This window comes from Pseudomonas sp. NPDC088368, assembly GCF_044753445.1.
Lineage (GTDB): Bacteria > Pseudomonadota > Gammaproteobacteria > Pseudomonadales > Pseudomonadaceae > Aquipseudomonas > Aquipseudomonas bambusae.
This window is the reverse complement of the sequence record NZ_JBIVNG010000018.1, coordinates 51,812-67,539: the sequence shown is the minus strand read 5'-3', so window position 1 is coordinate 67,539 and position 15,728 is coordinate 51,812. Positions and strand designations below refer to the sequence as shown.

The 15,728-nt window shown below is 60.0% G+C and carries 14 protein-coding genes; 6 read left to right on the top strand and 8 right to left on the bottom strand.

The window, feature by feature from the left end; genetic code table 11:
* Nucleotides 1-43: 43 nt before the first annotated feature.
* The 6 genes from ACIQAL_RS29900 to ACIQAL_RS29875 form a co-directional block, all read right to left on the bottom strand.
* Nucleotides 44-1,663 carry an EAL domain-containing protein gene (locus tag ACIQAL_RS29900; protein WP_401151952.1) on the bottom strand — a complete coding sequence of 540 codons (1,620 nt, stop codon included), beginning with the start codon at nucleotides 1,661-1,663 and terminating at the stop codon, nucleotides 44-46.
* An 81-nt stretch (nucleotides 1,664-1,744) separates the two neighbouring features.
* A complete protein-coding gene (locus ACIQAL_RS29895) occupies nucleotides 1,745-2,521 on the bottom strand; it encodes an N-acetylmuramoyl-L-alanine amidase (RefSeq protein ID WP_166593880.1) in 777 nt (258 codons plus the stop codon).
* 97 nt (nucleotides 2,522-2,618) lie between these two features.
* Nucleotides 2,619-4,802: a diguanylate cyclase gene (locus ACIQAL_RS29890; RefSeq protein WP_401151949.1), complete on the bottom strand. Its 2,184-nt coding sequence runs from the start codon at nucleotides 4,800-4,802 to the stop codon at nucleotides 2,619-2,621.
* Nucleotides 4,799-5,677 carry an endonuclease/exonuclease/phosphatase family protein gene (locus ACIQAL_RS29885; protein WP_401151946.1) on the bottom strand — a complete coding sequence of 293 codons (879 nt, stop codon included), beginning with the start codon at nucleotides 5,675-5,677 and terminating at the stop codon, nucleotides 4,799-4,801. Before ACIQAL_RS29885 ends, ACIQAL_RS29890 begins: the two co-directional genes overlap by 4 nt.
* A 9-nt stretch (nucleotides 5,678-5,686) precedes the next feature.
* On the bottom strand, nucleotides 5,687-6,328 hold the full coding sequence (locus tag ACIQAL_RS29880; protein WP_401151943.1) for a thiol:disulfide interchange protein DsbA/DsbL: 642 nt from the start codon (nucleotides 6,326-6,328) through the stop codon (nucleotides 5,687-5,689).
* A 202-nt stretch (nucleotides 6,329-6,530) separates the two neighbouring features.
* Entirely contained in the window at nucleotides 6,531-7,148 is a 618-nt protein-coding gene (locus tag ACIQAL_RS29875; RefSeq protein ID WP_401151940.1) for a c-type cytochrome, read from the bottom strand.
* A gap of 174 nt (nucleotides 7,149-7,322) precedes the next feature.
* Between ACIQAL_RS29875 and yihA the strand changes: the two genes are divergently transcribed.
* Entirely contained in the window at nucleotides 7,323-7,958 is a 636-nt protein-coding gene (gene yihA / locus ACIQAL_RS29870) for a ribosome biogenesis GTP-binding protein YihA/YsxC (RefSeq protein ID WP_062386430.1), read from the top strand.
* Nucleotides 7,959-8,282: 324 nt separating this feature from the next.
* On the opposite strand, the gene polA is transcribed toward yihA, so the two are convergent.
* Nucleotides 8,283-11,048 (bottom strand): DNA polymerase I, encoded by a 2,766-nt coding sequence (gene polA / locus ACIQAL_RS29865; protein ID WP_401151937.1) that lies wholly within the window; start codon nucleotides 11,046-11,048, stop codon nucleotides 8,283-8,285.
* A 74-nt stretch (nucleotides 11,049-11,122) separates the two neighbouring features.
* Between polA and ACIQAL_RS29860 the strand changes: the two genes are divergently transcribed.
* Nucleotides 11,123-11,413: a DUF2782 domain-containing protein gene (locus ACIQAL_RS29860; protein WP_166593874.1), complete on the top strand. Its 291-nt coding sequence runs from the start codon at nucleotides 11,123-11,125 to the stop codon at nucleotides 11,411-11,413.
* Nucleotides 11,414-11,447: 34 nt separating this feature from the next.
* Nucleotides 11,448-12,398 (top strand): homoserine kinase, encoded by a 951-nt coding sequence (locus ACIQAL_RS29855; RefSeq protein WP_401151934.1) that lies wholly within the window; start codon nucleotides 11,448-11,450, stop codon nucleotides 12,396-12,398.
* Between the two features lie 163 nt (nucleotides 12,399-12,561).
* Here ACIQAL_RS29855 and ACIQAL_RS29850 read toward each other — a convergent pair whose 3' ends face one another.
* Nucleotides 12,562-13,485 carry a zinc ABC transporter substrate-binding protein gene (locus ACIQAL_RS29850; RefSeq protein WP_401151931.1) on the bottom strand — a complete coding sequence of 308 codons (924 nt, stop codon included), beginning with the start codon at nucleotides 13,483-13,485 and terminating at the stop codon, nucleotides 12,562-12,564.
* Between the two features lie 66 nt (nucleotides 13,486-13,551).
* Between ACIQAL_RS29850 and ACIQAL_RS29845 the strand changes: the two genes are divergently transcribed.
* Genes ACIQAL_RS29845 through znuB form a run of 3 tightly spaced genes read left to right on the top strand, consistent with a single transcriptional unit; the run spans nucleotide 13,552 to nucleotide 15,618 of the window.
* Nucleotides 13,552-14,034, top strand: coding sequence for a Fur family transcriptional regulator (locus ACIQAL_RS29845; RefSeq protein ID WP_166593871.1), 483 nt, complete (start codon nucleotides 13,552-13,554; stop codon nucleotides 14,032-14,034).
* Nucleotides 14,034-14,843: a zinc ABC transporter ATP-binding protein ZnuC gene (znuC, locus tag ACIQAL_RS29840; protein WP_401151928.1), complete on the top strand. Its 810-nt coding sequence runs from the start codon at nucleotides 14,034-14,036 to the stop codon at nucleotides 14,841-14,843. The genes ACIQAL_RS29845 and znuC overlap by 1 nt, the downstream gene beginning before the upstream one ends.
* Nucleotides 14,836-15,618, top strand: a complete 783-nt coding sequence (znuB, locus tag ACIQAL_RS29835) for a zinc ABC transporter permease subunit ZnuB (protein ID WP_401151926.1) — start codon at nucleotides 14,836-14,838, stop codon at nucleotides 15,616-15,618. The genes znuC and znuB overlap by 8 nt, the downstream gene beginning before the upstream one ends.
* Nucleotides 15,619-15,728: the final 110 nt, after the last annotated feature.

Sequence of the window (15,728 nt, the reverse complement as noted above, 5' to 3'; positions counted from 1 at the left end):
CCAGTGCTGCCTCCATAACAGCTAAACCCCCGAATCGGGTATATCACGCCACATCATCGGCCCTGCGTCCGGCATTGCGCCGCCCACCCGTGACCAGCTCTGTGAACTTGGCTGCTGTCAGAGGCCGGGCGAAGAGCCAGCCTTGGCCGTAGATCACGCCCTCGCTCTTGAGTAACAGGGCTTGAGATTCGAATTCGATACCCTCGGCGATCACCCTCAATTGCAGGGCGTGGGCCATGCGGATGATGTGTGGAGCAACGCCGCTACTGGCGGCGTCATGACCAAGGGCATCAATGAAGGCCTTGTCGATCTTCAAACAATCCACCGGCAAGGTTTGCAAGTACGCCAGGCTGCAATACCCCGTCCCGAAGTCGTCGATCAGCACCTGATGCCCGCGATCACGCAACGCTTGCAGGTGATTGCGTGCGACCACCACGTCCACTAACCCCCGCTCGGTCACTTCAAACGCAATCTGCCGGGCTGCAACGCGATGCAACGCCAGCAGCTTTGCGGTCACTCGACCAATCCGAGGTGCCATCACATCGCAGGCCGCCAGGTTTACCGACACGTATAAATGGGGATTGGCGCGCAGCAGTTGCCCGAGCTGCTCAAGCAACTGCTGCAATACGAAATCAGTGATCTGACGAATCTGCCCGGTGTTTTCGGCCAGCGGAATGAAGAGGTCGGGGCTGGTTAGCGTGCCGTCGGGTCGTCGCCAACGCACGAGTGCCTCAGCGCCCACGCACAAACGGGTATTAAGGTCGAAGATGGGTTGGTACAGAACTTTCAGCTCACCCCGACGGAGCGCGCCATGCAATTCCCCACCTAGCGACTGGCGCTGCCGAACGAGCTGCAACACCAGAATCCCGATGCACAACGAGACCAACACACTGGCGGGAACCAGCAGCCACCAGGCGCCGGTGATTTTCTGCTGCAAGCCGTTACGCGGCGTGATCAGGACCAACTGGTATTCCGGACTCTGCGTGGGCATCCGGTAGACCAACTTGTCCTGAGTGGTGATCAATGTCTCGATGGTCGTTGGCGACCAGTCGGGCGTAGGCGGCCACGCTTGGGGCGGCCCGAGCACCGGGACGGCCTTTTTGCCTTGATCGAGCACCACAACCAGGCTCCCGCCCGTAGGCAGATCGACCACGTCGGTCAAATGGCCGCGCGACGTTGATACGCGAAAATCACCCCTGCCCAGCATCAGCGAGGCGAGGTTATCGTCCGGTTGAGTCGAGGTGTTGAGCCAGTAATCGTAGATGGGGCCGCGAATGTCCGGCGCTCGGGGCTTGCCGATCATGCTCTCGCGCGTCCAACTGGAACAGGTTTGAGCCTCACTGACGTACGCGACTTCATAAATGAAGCGGTAGCGCGAGTTCACCTGACGCAGTTGCTCGACCATTTCCGGACTGCAACCACGCAAGGGCTGGGCTTCGAGCTGATCAAGGCCGGCGCGGAGCTGGTCGAAAAGCTGCTCCAGACGCACCAGAAAACGCTCGCCCTGAGCATTCATCTGCGCGCTTTCTTCCTGCTTGGCCTGATGCATCGCCAGCCCGAAACTGCCCGCCAGCAGCACGACCGCACTCACCAACGCTGCCAGCAAAGCCAGGAGCGAAGGGCGGTAGAGGACTGAGCGCAATTGCGGTGAAGCCGTGAACATCGGCCAATATCCAGTGGAATACCCATGAGGTATAGCAACAAGCGCAGAAATAGCCCGTTAAAAAGCGGCCCTAAGAAAAATTTAGTGCTTTGAATTCAATACCTGCAGGATCGCCGCGCTTTGCAGGTCCGGCTCGCCGTCAAATTTCTGCGGTCGATAGTGCATCTGAAACGCCCCCAGCACGTGGCGCGTCGCAATATCCCACTCGCCCGTTTGCGGGGTCGGATAACCCAGCATCGCCAATTGTTGCTGGAACCAGGTGACGCTCGGCACCACGCCCGTCATCTGCGCCTGCTGTTGGGCGACCTGCTGCTCGTCCGGCCAGATGCCAAGCCCTTCCTGAGCCAAACGCTTCCACGGGAACAACGGCCCCGGATCAAGTTTGCGTAAGGGCGCAATGTCACTGTGGCCGATCACATGACGGGGTTCGATCTTGTTGCGTTTGACGATGTCTTTCAGCAGCACGATCAGCGCTTGAATCTGCGCTTCGCTGTACGGGTACCACAGGCGCCCGGTCGGTGTGTCGCGATAGCCCGGATTGACGATCTCGATACCGATGCTGCTGGAATTGAGCCAGGTGCGGCCGTCCCATTCGCTTTCCCCGGCATGCCAGGCGCGCTGACTTTCATCCACCAGTTTGTAGGTCGTGGCAGGGCCATCGCCGATCAGGTAGTGAGCGCTGACTTCGCCATGGGTCAGCAACGCGAGGGAGCGATCCAGAGAGGCAGAGGTGTAATGGACCACCACGAACTGGGCGCGGCTGTCGAAATTTGCCGAAGGATGGCTGGTGTCCAGCTTCGGTCCGCTGGAGCAAGCTGTCAGCAGCAGGGCGAGGAAAAGTACGCAATAAGACTTCATAAAAAGGCAGAACACTGAGGCAAGTAATGCAACAGTGTAACGTAATGCCAGCGCGGCGCCCAAAGTTGCGATAGGCCGAAACTGAACGCGTGCTGTCTCACCCTTGCTCGATGCGATTCCGACCGCTGTCCTTGGCCCGGTACAGGGCCTCGTCTGCCCGCTTGAGCACCAGATCACTGCGTTCACCCGGTTTGAAGAGGGTGACGCCCATCGAGACCGTGATTGTCACCGGCTCGCCTTTGAAGTGAAACGGGCATTGCTCGACGGCTTCTCGCAGTCGCTCCAGCAGCGCCACGCCATCGGGCAACTGAGTGTCAGGAAGCAGCACCACGAACTCTTCACCGCCAAAACGGGCGATGAAATCCGAGGATCGCAAACGCTTCTTCAGCTGTGCGGCGACGATCTTCAACACCTTGTCGCCAGCCAGATGGCCGTAGCCGTCGTTGATGCGCTTGAAATGGTCCAGATCGAGAATGCCGAGCAGCAGGTTGGAGCGCCGCTTCTGCAATTGAGCGACTTCGTGCTCCAGGCGCTCATTCCAGGCGGCACGGTTGGGCAACCCTGTCAGCGTATCGATCAGGGCTTTTTGCCGCTGCTCTTCAAGGTGCGCACGGAAGCCAACCGCTTCCTGCTCCATGGTCGCCACGCGGCTGGCGAGGGACTGCAACCGCGATGCGACTTCCTGCTCGCGCTCATCGCGTTGCTGCTGATGCGCGTCCATGGTGCCCAGCAAACCTTCCAGCCGGGTTTCCAGAATCGTTTTCAGGCTGGTGAGATCAGCCGCTTCCTGCACACTGCTCTGCAAATCACCGACATGCTCGCGCAACTGATCACTCATTTCGCGGGAGGCGGTCTGCTGCCCCGCGTGATCGTCGCTGACCGCTTGCAGATTCGCCTGGAATGACTCCAGCCGCTCGTTCAGTTGTTTGAGATAAAGCTCGAATTCGTGCTGGCCGCTGTCGGTGATGGCCAGCATCAGCACGGCAAGGTCATCGAGGATCGGCAGCAGTTCGTACCAGTTCAGCCCATGCTCAAGCCTGACGCGCATGGCTTCGGCCTGGGGCCGATGGTGCTCGGGCAGGGTCAGATCGTTGAGAAGACCCAGCAATGTCTCTTCAATGTGCGCGGCGACAGAGCTGTAGCTAGGCTCGGGAGAGGACGGCAGCGCATATGGCCCCTCCTCTTCACGCTCATCGGCCTCGTCTTCTTCGGCCTGTTCGTCATTGGCACGGTCTTCGACCGCTTCCTGAGCGACCTCGTCTTCCACCCGCTCAGCCTCGGCAGCCTCAATGGCTTGTTCTTCGCTGGAAGGCTTTTCGCTCGTCTTGTTTTCGTCGCTCAGCGGCACTTCACTGACGACATTCGCAGGCTCGGGCTCGACGACCGCAGGGGACTCGACCACTGCCACGGGCGATGGGGCTGCCTCGACGATAGGAACTTCGCTCTCCAGTTGCTCGACCGACCGAGACTCAGGGGCAGGCTTGACTTCGTGGGACGGGGCCATCTCCACCGCCTTGGCGGCCTCGACTGGCGCAGCAGCATCGGCGCGCGCGACAGGACGCTCAACCATGGCTGCCAACTCGGCGGGAGGGGCTTCGTTAGTCCACTGCGCCGTTTGCGCGACCGGCGCGGCAGGCACCTCGTCATCGTCGTCATCATTGTGAGTCTTGACCGGCGCAATCGGCGCAATCGGCTTGGGCGCCTCGGCAACGGGGTGATCAGGCAGGTGCGAAGCGTCAGTGCCGTCGGCTGCCGAATCACGATTACCGAACAAACGCTGCAAGAGGCCTGGCCGGCTCGCGCCTTCCGGGTGTTCGACCTGCGACAATGCCTGGCCTTGCAAACCGCTGAGCTCACTCAGCAGCAACGGCAACTCACGAGCTTGATTGACGCGGTCTTCGAGGTTCTTGGCAAAGCGCTTGAGTGGCTTGGCGACTTCGCGAGGCAGAGGCAAAGACTGCAATTGAGTGACCAGCGAGGTCAGCGCCGTGCCCATTTGCTCGATACGCTGTTCGCGGCGGTGTTCGGAATCCAGCACCGCCTTTTCGAGCCGTGGAATCAGTGCCGCCAATCCGGCGTCCATGTCGTCTCTGCGCACAATTTCGCGCATTTCTTTCATGCACTGATCGACTGCCTTGTCAGCGCCTTCAGCCGCCAGGCTGCTGCGCACGAGACCACGCCGCAGCAGGTCGAGACGGGCATTCCAGCGCTTTTCGAGCTTGTCCTGTTGCTCGATGCTCTTGAGGTATTTTTCTTTCCAGCGTTGGGCTTCGTCGCTCATTCCGAGGGCTCACGGGGAGATGTGCTTGTTATCGGCAGGGAGTCACCGATTAATGAGGCCGGCAAGCGAATCTCCACCGCAACCGGCAGATGATCGGAAATGGGCTGAGCCAGCACCTGCACTTTTTCAAGCGTCAGGGTCGGGCTGAGAAGAATGTGGTCCAGACAGCGCTGCGGGCGCCAGCTGGGAAATGTGGCTTCGATCTGAGGCGCAAGCAGGCCCAGATCGCGGAGGGGGGAGGTTTCCAAAAGGTCCGCTGCGTGGGTGTTCATATCACCCATCAGCACCTGATGCTTGTAGCCACCGATCAGTTCGCGGATGTACGCCAGTTGCCGGGTTCGGGTGCGCGCCCCAAGTGCGAGGTGCATGACGACCACGACCAACGCGTCTTCACCTTCACCGAAGCGGACCAAAATCGCGCCGCGACCCGAGGGGCCGGGCAACGGATGATCTTCAATGTCCCACGGGCGCAGACGACTCAGCACGCCATTGCTGTGCTGGGCGAAACGTCCGAGGTTGCGATTGAGCTGCTGATGCCAGTACGGAAACGAGCCAAGCTGGGCGAGGTGTTCGACCTGATTCACGTAGCCCGACCTCAGGCTGCCGCCGTCGACCTCCTGCAACGCGACCAGATCGTAGTCGCTCAGCAAGTTGCCGATCTTTTGCAGATTGCCAGCCCGACCGGTGTGGGGCAGCAAATGCTGCCAGCCACGGGTCAGGTAATGCCGATAGCGCTCGGTACTGATGCCCACCTGAATGTTGAAGCTGAGCAACCGGAGCCGGCCATCGGCAGGCAATCCGGTTTCTTGCAGGTGTCGCTCGTTGACCTTGGGGATATGCCGGGCAACGGTGCGTTCAGTACCCCAGCGCGTCATGACCGGCGCTTACTTGGCAGTCAGCGTTGCGCGTTCTTTGGCGATCAACTGATCGGCCACATCCAGCGCTTGCTCAGCACCACCGGCCGTGCCCAGGTCGAAACGGTATTTGCCGTTGACGATCATGGTTGGGACGCCAGTGATTTCGTACTTCTTGGCCAGGTCCTTGTATTGGGCGATCTTGCCCTTTACCGCGAACGAGTTGTACGTTTCGAGGAATTTCTGCTTATCGACACCTTGAGTGGCGACGAAGTCAGCCATGTCGTTCGGGTCGGTCAGACGCTTGCCGCCTTTCTGGATCGCATCGAACACTGCGGTGTGAATCTTGTGCTCTACGCCCATGGTGTCCAGCGTGATGAACAGCTGGCCGTGGGCATCCCATGGACCGCCGAACATCGCCGGGATGCGGATGAAGTGAACGTCAGCCGGGAGCTTTTCAACCCATGGATTGATGGTCGGCTCGAACGCGTAGCAGTGTGGGCAGCCATACCAGAACATTTCAACGACTTCGATCTTGCCTGGCTCGGCGACCGGAACGGCGCTGCTCAGCTGGACATATTGTTTGCCAGCTTCGATCGGCTCTGCCGCTTGAGCGGTCAGACCGAACAGACTGGTGAACACCAGAGCGGCGCTGAGAATCAGATTACGCATGCTTAACTCCTGGGCATGAAAAGTCACCACGATGGCCGCAGTTGGACCGGGCGGGGTGATGTGAGTTCGCAAGTGTAACGCTTGCGCGCACAAAAAAGGGCAGCCGTTCGCTACCCTTTTTAGCCCGTCTGCACGATAAACGTGAACGACGTTTTCCGGTCGTCGAATGGCCCTGAATCAAGGCTTTGGCGTTAATCCAGACTTAATGAAGACCCTGTATGTAGGCCGCCAATGCGTCGATATCCTTGTTGCTGAGTTTGGATGCAATGGTGCGCATGACCATGGTGTCGCCATCGTTTGTGCGGTCACCTTCGCGGAAGGCCGTCAGCTGCTTTTTCACATAGTCCGCATGCTGCCCACCCAAATGCGGAAAGCCTGCCGCCGCGTTACCAGCGCCGTTGGGTGAATGACAGCCTGTACACGCGGGCATCCCCTGATCAATCTTGCCCCCGCGAAACAGTGCTTCGCCCCGCGCCACCAGGTTGGCGTCTGCCGCGCCGACGCTGCCTTTCTGGCCGGAGAAATAAGCGGCGATGTCCGCCAGGTCCTGATCATTAAGAGCGTTCAGCATGCCGGTCATTTCCAGCACGGTGCGCTTGCCGTCTTTTATTTCGTGCAGTTGTTTGAGCAGATAGCGCTGGCCCTGTCCGGCCAGTTTCGGAAAATTGGGAGCCATGCTGTTACCATCCGGGCCATGACAGGCACCACACACAGCGGTTTTCCCCTGGCCAGCGGCGGGGTCTCCCACGACCACATCAGCGGCTCGTGCTGCGCCGCAAATCCCCAGCAGCAGGAGCAGACTCACCAATAGCTTATTCATCGGCTGATCCAACTCATTTTTGTTGTTGATGTAAGGTTAGTCCGACTTCTGCGAACTTCACCCTGTGGACGGGACAAGCACACACAAAATCTGCGGCAATATATACTTGCGCCCATCGAACGGAAAATGACACACGTTGCCGCACCCTCGCCGCAACGCCTCACCGGATATCCCATGCAACTCAAGAACCCGATCCTCGGCCTGTGCCAACAAGCCAAGTTCATGCTCAGCGCCGCCAAAGTCGACCAATGCCCCGATGACGAAGGTTTCGAAGTGGCCTTCGCCGGTCGCTCCAACGCCGGTAAATCCAGCGCGCTGAACACCCTGACCCACGCCAGCCTGGCCCGCACCTCGAAAACGCCCGGTCGTACGCAACTGCTGAACTTCTTCAGTCTGGACGACGATCGCCGCCTGGTCGACCTGCCGGGTTACGGTTACGCGAAAGTGCCGATTCCGCTCAAGCAACACTGGCAACGTCACCTGGAAGCGTATCTGGGCAGCCGGGAGAGCCTGAAAGGCCTGATCCTGATGATGGACATCCGCCACCCGATGACGGATTTCGACCTGCTGATGCTCGACTGGGCCATCGCCAGCGGCATGCCGATGCACATTCTGCTGACCAAAGCCGACAAGCTGACCTTCGGTGCCGCGAAGAATACGCTGCTCAAAGTGCAGTCGGAGATCCGCAAAGGTTGGGGCGATGCCGTGACGATTCAGCTGTTCTCCGCGCCCAAGCGCATGGGGCTGGAAGAGGCCTACACCGTGCTGGCCGACTGGATGGAACTGGAAGACAAAGCGCCTGCGGCCTGAATCGCAGGCAAAAAAAACCCCGGACTTCATATGGGGAGGGGAAGTTCGGGGTCTAAGTCCAGACCTTTAGGGAAAAGTCCGGATATCTGCCAACACTTAACACAACATAGGAGCATGAATGGCTACGTCAGCCATTCGCAACCTCTGACCGGGGTATGGACGAAGAAGTTCAAAAACCGGGGAAATTTAATGTTGGCCGTTGGGAATTGATGACCTGTAGGAGCGCGCTTGCCCGCGATTGGGTTGTGTCATTCAACCTATTGGGGCTGGACGAACGCCATCGCGGGCAAGCGCGCTCCTACAAGAGACGTCTCCAGGTTTGGCTCAGTGCGCCTCATCCCAGTTGTTGCCCACGCCCACTTCTACCAACAACGGCACGTCCAGCTCCGCGGCGCCGCTCATGTGCACGCGGATGTCCTGGCTGATCTGCTCGACCAGATCCTCGCGCACTTCCAGCACCAGTTCGTCGTGGACTTGCAGGATGACGCGGGCGTCCAGCCCTGATGACTCCAGCCAGCCGTTCACCGCGACCATGGCGCGTTTGATGATGTCCGCCGCCGTGCCTTGCATCGGTGCGTTGATCGCCATGCGCTCGGCGCCTTTGCGCAGGGCCTGGTTTTTCGCGTTGATGTCCGGCAGGTACAGGCGACGACCGAAGATGGTCTCGACGAACCCCTGCTCAGCGGCCTGAGTGCGGGTGCGCTCCATGTAATCGAGAACGCCCGGATAGCGCGCGAAGTAACGGTCGACGTACGCCTGGGATTGCTTACGATCCACGCCGATCTGCTTGGCCAGACCAAATGCGCTCATGCCGTAGATCAGGCCGAAGTTGATCGCCTTGGCACTGCGGCGCATGTCGTTGGTGACATCGGCCAGTTCAACGCCAAACACTTCACCGGCCGTGGCCCGGTGCACGTCCAGATCGTTGCGGAAGGCGTGCAGCAGGCCTTCGTCTTTCGCCAGATGCGCCATGATCCGCAGCTCGATTTGCGAGTAGTCCGCCGCCAGCAGCTTGTAGCCTTTTGGCGCGACAAACGCCTGACGAATCCGGCGGCCTTCAGCAGTGCGAATCGGGATGTTTTGCAGGTTCGGATCGCTGGACGACAGACGCCCGGTCACCGCCACTGCCTGATGATAAGAGGTGTGGACCCGGCCGGTGCGCGGGTTGATCTGCTCCGGCAGCCGGTCTGTGTAGGTGCTTTTCAACTTGCTCATCGAGCGGTACTGCATCAGCACCTTGGGCAGCGGGAATTCCTGCTCGGCCAGTTCTGCCAACACCGCTTCTGCTGTTGAAGGCTGGCCGGTGGCGGTCTTGCTGATGATCGGCATGCCGAGTTTTTCGTAAAGAATCACCCCCAGTTGCTTTGGCGAGCCGAGGTTGAATTCTTCGCCCGCGATGGCAAACGCCTCTCGCTCCAGCTCGGTCATCTTGTTGCCGAGCTCGACGCTCTGAGTCCCCAGCAATTTGGCATCGACGTAGGCCCCCTGGCGCTCGATGCGCGCTAATACCGGCATCAGCGGCATCTCGATGTCGTTCAACACCGGCGCCAGCGTTGGCGTCTTGGCTAGTTTTTCCTGCAAGACTTTGTGCAGGCGCAGGGTCAGGTCCACTTCTTCAGCGGCGTAGACGCCCGCCTGCTCCAAGGCAATCTGGTCGAAACTCAGCTGCTTGACGCCTTTGCCCGCGATGTCCTGGAAATTGACCGGCGTGTGGTCCAGGTATTTCGCAACCAGGCTGTCGCGGTCGTGGCGGGTGGCGGTCGAGTCCAGCACGTAGGATTCGAGCATGGTGTCGAATTTCACGCCCTGCACATGGATGCCTTGGGCCTGATCGCCACCAATGGCGCAGTTTGCCAGCAGGTTGATCGCGAATTTGGCGTGCTGACCGACCTTGATCTTCGACGCGTCTTCCAGCATCGGTTTAACCGCGTTGAGCACCGCGTCGCGATCCAGCTGCTGCGGCACGCCCATGTAGGAGTGGGTCAGCGGGATGTAGCAGGCTTCGTGGGTCTTGATGGCGAACGACAGGCCGACGATCTGTGCGCGCTGGGCGTCGGTGCCGTTGCTCTGCACGACAAAGGCGAACAGCTTGGCGGCCTTGAGCTTTTTCAGCCAGTCGTCGAACTGGGTCTGCTCCAGAATCAGTTCGTATTTGGCTTCGATGACCGGGGCAGGCTCTTCAGGTGTAGCGATTTCGGTGCCTTCCTGCTTGGCGTCCCGTTGCAGGTCATTGATCCAGCTCTTGAACTCCAGCTCGGTATACAGCGCCAGCAGCGCCTCTCGATCCGGCTCGCCGCAGTGCAGGGCATCCAGTTCGATGTCCAGCGGCACATCGATTTTGATGGTCGCCAGTTGGTAGGACAGGAAGGCCATATCCTTGTGCTCTTCAAGCTTGGCAGGCAAAGACTTCGCGCCGCGAATCGCCAGTGTCGGCACCTTGTCGAGATTCTCGTAAAGCTCTTTGAGGCCGCCGTTGATACCCACCAGCAGACCAGCAGCGGTCTTTTCGCCTACGCCGGGAACGCCGGGAATATTGTCGACTTTGTCGCCCATCAAGGCCAGATAGTCGATGATGTGCTCAGGACCGACGCCAAATTTCTCCTTCACGCCAGCCACGTCCAGCACGCTACCTGTCATGGTGTTGACCAGCGTAATGTGCCCGTCCACCAGCTGCGCCATGTCCTTGTCGCCGGTGGAGATGACCACCGGACGATCAGCCGCCGCACTGCTGCGCGCGAGCGTGCCGATCACGTCGTCAGCTTCGACGCCTTCGACGCACAGCAAGGGATAGCCCAAGCCACGCACGCAGTTGTGCAGGAAGTCGATTTGCACGCGCATGTCGTCAGGCATGCTCGGACGATTGGCCTTATATTCGGCAAACATCTCATCGCGGAACGTGCCGCCTTTGGCGTCGAAAACCACGGCAAACGGGCTGTCTGGATACTGTTTGCGCAGGCTCTTGAGCATGTTCAGCACGCCCTTGACCGCACCGGTGGGCAGGCCTTTGGACGTGGTGAGTGGCGGCAGCGCATGGAAGGCGCGGTACAGGTAAGAAGAACCGTCCACCAGGACGAGAGGCGCTTGGATCATGTGAGGGATCAACCTTTTCGGCGGGGTCGGCGCTAGAATGCGAGGACCGTTGACGACAAAGGAGCAAGGTTATCATGCGTACACAAATTCGCTTGTTACTGGTCGCTCTCCTGGTTGCCTGTCCGCTGATCGCGGTGGCGGCCGAAGACGAGGCTCCATCGGCCGAACCTGACGTCACGATTCAGAAAGATGGCGACAATTTCGTTCAGGAATACAAGGCAAACGGCTTCGTCTACGCGGTGAAAATTACGCCGAAACATGGCAAGCCGTATTATCTGGTGCGCGCCGATGGCACGAGCGGTCAATTCATTCGTTCGGATCAACCGGACATGCTGATTCCCCAATGGGTATTATTCAGCTGGTAACGCCCTACATTCACTTTTTGCTGGCAGTGTTCATATGTCCGTTTTTACCCCCCTGGCTCGGCCCGAGCTGGAAGCTTTCCTCGCCCCGTACGGGCTCGGCCAACTGCGTGATTTCCAGGGCATTGCCGCCGGAAGTGAAAACACCAACTTCTTCATCAGCATGGAACAGGGCGAGTTCGTGCTGACATTGGTCGAGCGCGGCCCGGTGCAGGAGATGCCGTTTTTCATCGAACTGCTGGACGTGCTGCATGACGCCAATTTGCCTGTGCCCTACGCCCTGCGTACCACCGACGGTCATGCATTGCGTGAGCTGAAAGGCAAGCCGGCGCTGTTGCAACCGCGCCTGTCGGGCAAACACCCGACCGATCCGAATACCCAGCATTGCGTGCAGATCGGCGAACTGTTGGCGCACATGCATCTGGCGACACGCGAGAAGATCATTGAGCGCCGCACCGACCGGGGCCTGGACTGGATGCTGAAAGAGGGCGGCAACTTCATTTCGCATCTGGGTGAAGCAGAAGGCGCGCTGTTGAAGGCTTCAGTGGAAGAGATCGCCCGCGAGCAGGCGAAAATCATGGCCCTTCCACGGGCCAACGTGCACGCCGACCTGTTCCGCGACAACACGCTGTTCGAAGGCACACACCTGACCGGCGTGATCGACTTCTACAACGCCTGTTCGGCGCCGATGCTGTACGACGTGGCGATTGCAGTGAATGACTGGTGTTCGTTCGAAGACGGCAAGATCGATGCGCCACGGGCCCGCGCCTTGCTGGGCGCTTATGCGGCACTGCGCCCGTTCACGGCGGCTGAGGCTGAACTGTGGTCGACGATGTTGCGCGTGGGTTGCGTGCGGTTCTGGCTGTCTCGGTTGATCGCGGCCGAGAGCTTTGCCGGGCAGGACGTGCTGATCCATGACCCCGGCGAATTCCGCAAGCGTCTGGAACAGCGTCAGGTAACGCACATTCCGCTGCCGTTTGCCCTGTAACACCTGACCTGCAAACTCCGATCACCTGTGGGAGCGAATTCATTCGCGATGCCATCTCCCAGCCGACACATTTGTTGCGAATGTACCGGCCTCTCGCGAATGAATTCGCTCCCACAGGGGAATCGCGTTTCATTGTCGGAACGCGCATGAGGTTCATCAGGCGCTAAAGGCTCTCCAGACACCCCGCCAGATCGTCCGCCAGCTTGCTCAACAACTGCTCATATCCTTGCGCCGTCGCAGGTGTGTAGCCGCCCAAACCGTCCAGCTCCGCCAGTTTCACCGGTAATCCGGCGCTCAGGGTGTCAGCCAATTTCGGGCGAAGGGGCGGTTCGCTGAACACGCAGGTCTTGCCGTATTCGGCCAACCGCGCACGCATGGCCGCGACGTGCTGCGCGCCGGGCTGGACTTCGTGGCTGACCGCGAAAACACCGGCGTGCTTCAAGCCATAAGCCTCTTCGAAATAATCGAACGCCTCATGGAACACGAAATATTTCCTGTCGGAGATGCCCGCCACGCGCTGCTTGATCTTCGCGTCCAGTGCGTCCATCTGCGCGTCAAAAGCTTTGACGTTGCTGGTATAGCGAGCGGCATTGGTGGGATCGATCTGACTCAAATCCGCGGCCATCTTCGCGGCGATCACCCGCGCATTGACGGTCGAGAGCCACAGGTGCGCATCGATGCTGCCGGGGCGGTGATCATGATCGTGCTCGTCGTCATCGCCATCGTCGTGATGTTCGGCATTGGCAGTGAATGTCCGCAGATGCATGCCTGGCAACGACTGAACCGGCACCGAGGCTTTGGTGCGACCTGCCAGGACCCGTGGCAGGAAAGTTTCCATGTCAGGACCGATCCAATAGAGCAGATCGACCTCTTGCACGCGCCGTACGTCGGAAGGGCGCAGCGCGTAGTTATGCGGCGAAGCCCCCGGTGGCAGCAACACTTCCGGCACGGCGATTCCGTCCTGCACCGCTGCTGCGATCAGCTGTAGCGGCTTGATGCTGGTCAGCACTCGAACGTCGGCCTGGGCGGCGGCAATGGCAGAAAAACCGGTGATAAAAACGACAAAAAGTAAAAAAAGTCGGGACACGATGACCACTCATGGGGGCAGGAACGGGTAACATAATAACGTCTCTCACAAAAGCCGTCGCCGCCCATGTCTAAAACACCGCTGGCCAGTCGCCCCCACGATCATTCTCACTGCGTGCACAGCGCACTCACTGAAGCCGATGCGCTCTGCACTGGCAAAGGCTTGCGCCTGACCGCTTTGCGTCGTCGCGTGCTGGAACTGGTCTGGCAAAGCCATAAGCCACTGGGCGCTTACGACATCCTGGCTGTCCTGAGCGAGGAAGACGGCCGTCGTGCCGCGCCGCCGACGGTCTACCGTGCGCTGGATTTCCTGCTGGAAAACGGCCTGGTGCATCGCATCGCATCGCTCAACGCCTTCGCGGGCTGCAACCACCCGACGCACGCGCATCAGGGCCAGTTCCTGATCTGTCGCGCCTGTCACGCCGCCATCGAATTGCAGCACGGCGCCATCAGCTCAGCCATCGTCAGCGCCGCCAACGAAGTCGGCTTCGATGTTGAAACCCAGACCGTCGAAATCGTTGGGGTGTGTGCTGGCTGCAAGGCCGCTTGATGAGCGACGCACTGATCCGTCTGCAAGGCGTCAGCGTCACTCGCTCGGGCCAGAACGTGCTCGACAACATTCAGTTGAGCGTCAGCTCCGGCGAAATCGTGACCCTGATCGGCCCCAACGGCGCGGGCAAAACCACGCTGGTGCGCGCCGTCCTCGGATTGCTCAAGCCGGACGCGGGCGATGTCTGGCGCAAGCCAAAGCTGCGTGTGGGCTACATGCCGCAAAAACTGCACGTTGATGCGACGCTGCCGCTCTCGGTTCTGCGTTTTCTGCGTCTCGTGCCGGGGGTCGATCGCAGCACTGCACTCGCCGCATTGGTGGAAGTCGGCGCCGAGAAAGTCATCGACAGCCCGTTACAAGGCATTTCCGGCGGCGAGATGCAGCGGGTCCTGCTGGCCCGTGCGTTGCTGCGTGAGCCCGAACTGCTGGTCCTCGACGAACCCGTGCAGGGCGTGGATGTGGCCGGACAGGCCGAGCTGTATGCGCTGATCACTCAATTGCGCAATCGTCACAAATGCGGCGTGCTGATGGTGTCCCACGATCTGCACCTGGTGATGAGCACGACCGATCAGGTGGTCTGCCTCAATCGCCATGTCTGCTGCTCCGGCCATCCCGAGCAAGTCAGCAACGATCCGGCGTTCGTTGAGCTGTTCGGCCAGAACGCGCCGAGCCTGGCGATTTATCACCACCATCACGACCACGCTCACGACCTGCACGGCGAAGTCTGCCAGCCCGCCGAGCACGCACACGATCACACCCATCCACACGCCCACAACCATGACCACGGGGACAGCTGCAAGCATGGCTGATTTTCTTCTCTACGCCTTGCTCGCAGGCCTCGCGCTGGCCGTGGTTGCAGGCCCCTTGGGTTCGTTTGTGGTCTGGCGGCGCATGGCCTATTTTGGCGATACCCTGTCCCACGCCGCCCTGCTCGGCGTCGCGCTGGGGTTTCTGCTGGACATCAGCCCGACCATCGCTGTGACCGTGGGCTGCCTGCTGCTCGCGATTCTGCTGGTCACGCTGCAACAGCGTCAGCCGCTGGCCTCGGACACCCTGCTGGGGATTCTCGCGCCGAGTACATTGTCTCTTGGGCTGGTGGTGCTGAGTTTCATGCGCGAAGTCCGCATTGACCTGATGGGCTACCTGTTTGGCGATCTGCTGGCGATCAGCCCCACCGACCTGGCCTGGATTCTCGGCGGTAGCGCGGCCGTGCTGGTGTTGATTTGCGCGCTGTGGCGCCTACTGCTGGCGATTACTGTGCATGAAGAACTGGCGACCGTCGAAGGCCTGCCTGTTGCCGCGCTGCGCATGACGCTGATGTTGTTGATTGCCGTGGTGATCGCTGTGGCGATGAAAATCGTCGGTGTGTTGCTGATCACCTCGCTACTGATCATCCCCGCCGCTGCGGCACAACGTCACGCCCGCTCACCGGAGCAAATGGCCCTCGGTGCCAGCGTGATCGGTGTTCTGGCAGTTTGCGGCGGACTGGCGCTGTCGTGGTTCAAGGATACGCCCGCAGGCCCCTCGATCGTGGTTTGCGCCGCTGCGCTGTTCCTGCTCAGCTTCCTTTTGCCCAAGCGGTAGAACCTTGTTCCGAAAGTCGAGTCATACTCCGCAATCATTGAATGGCGGCAATGTGCAATGATTCGGTTCAGCGCCGCCGATGGTGATCTGTTATTTTCGGTGCAAGTCAC

Coding starts and splice junctions, on each gene's coding strand:
- ACIQAL_RS29900 (WP_401151952.1), bottom strand. CDS start 1,663: ATGTTCACGGCTTCACCGCAATTGCGCTCAGTCCTCTACCGCCCTTCG.
- ACIQAL_RS29845 (WP_166593871.1), top strand. CDS start 13,552: ATGTCTAAAACACCGCTGGCCAGTCGCCCCCACGATCATTCTCACTGC.
- ACIQAL_RS29855 (WP_401151934.1), top strand. CDS start 11,448: ATGTCCGTTTTTACCCCCCTGGCTCGGCCCGAGCTGGAAGCTTTCCTC.
- polA (WP_401151937.1), bottom strand. CDS start 11,048: ATGATCCAAGCGCCTCTCGTCCTGGTGGACGGTTCTTCTTACCTGTAC.
- ACIQAL_RS29880 (WP_401151943.1), bottom strand. CDS start 6,328: ATGCGTAATCTGATTCTCAGCGCCGCTCTGGTGTTCACCAGTCTGTTC.
- ACIQAL_RS29875 (WP_401151940.1), bottom strand. CDS start 7,148: ATGAATAAGCTATTGGTGAGTCTGCTCCTGCTGCTGGGGATTTGCGGC.
- yihA (WP_062386430.1), top strand. CDS start 7,323: ATGCAACTCAAGAACCCGATCCTCGGCCTGTGCCAACAAGCCAAGTTC.
- ACIQAL_RS29860 (WP_166593874.1), top strand. CDS start 11,123: ATGCGTACACAAATTCGCTTGTTACTGGTCGCTCTCCTGGTTGCCTGT.
- ACIQAL_RS29895 (WP_166593880.1), bottom strand. CDS start 2,521: ATGAAGTCTTATTGCGTACTTTTCCTCGCCCTGCTGCTGACAGCTTGC.
- ACIQAL_RS29890 (WP_401151949.1), bottom strand. CDS start 4,802: ATGAGCGACGAAGCCCAACGCTGGAAAGAAAAATACCTCAAGAGCATC.
- ACIQAL_RS29885 (WP_401151946.1), bottom strand. CDS start 5,677: ATGACGCGCTGGGGTACTGAACGCACCGTTGCCCGGCATATCCCCAAG.
- znuC (WP_401151928.1), top strand. CDS start 14,034: ATGAGCGACGCACTGATCCGTCTGCAAGGCGTCAGCGTCACTCGCTCG.
- znuB (WP_401151926.1), top strand. CDS start 14,836: ATGGCTGATTTTCTTCTCTACGCCTTGCTCGCAGGCCTCGCGCTGGCC.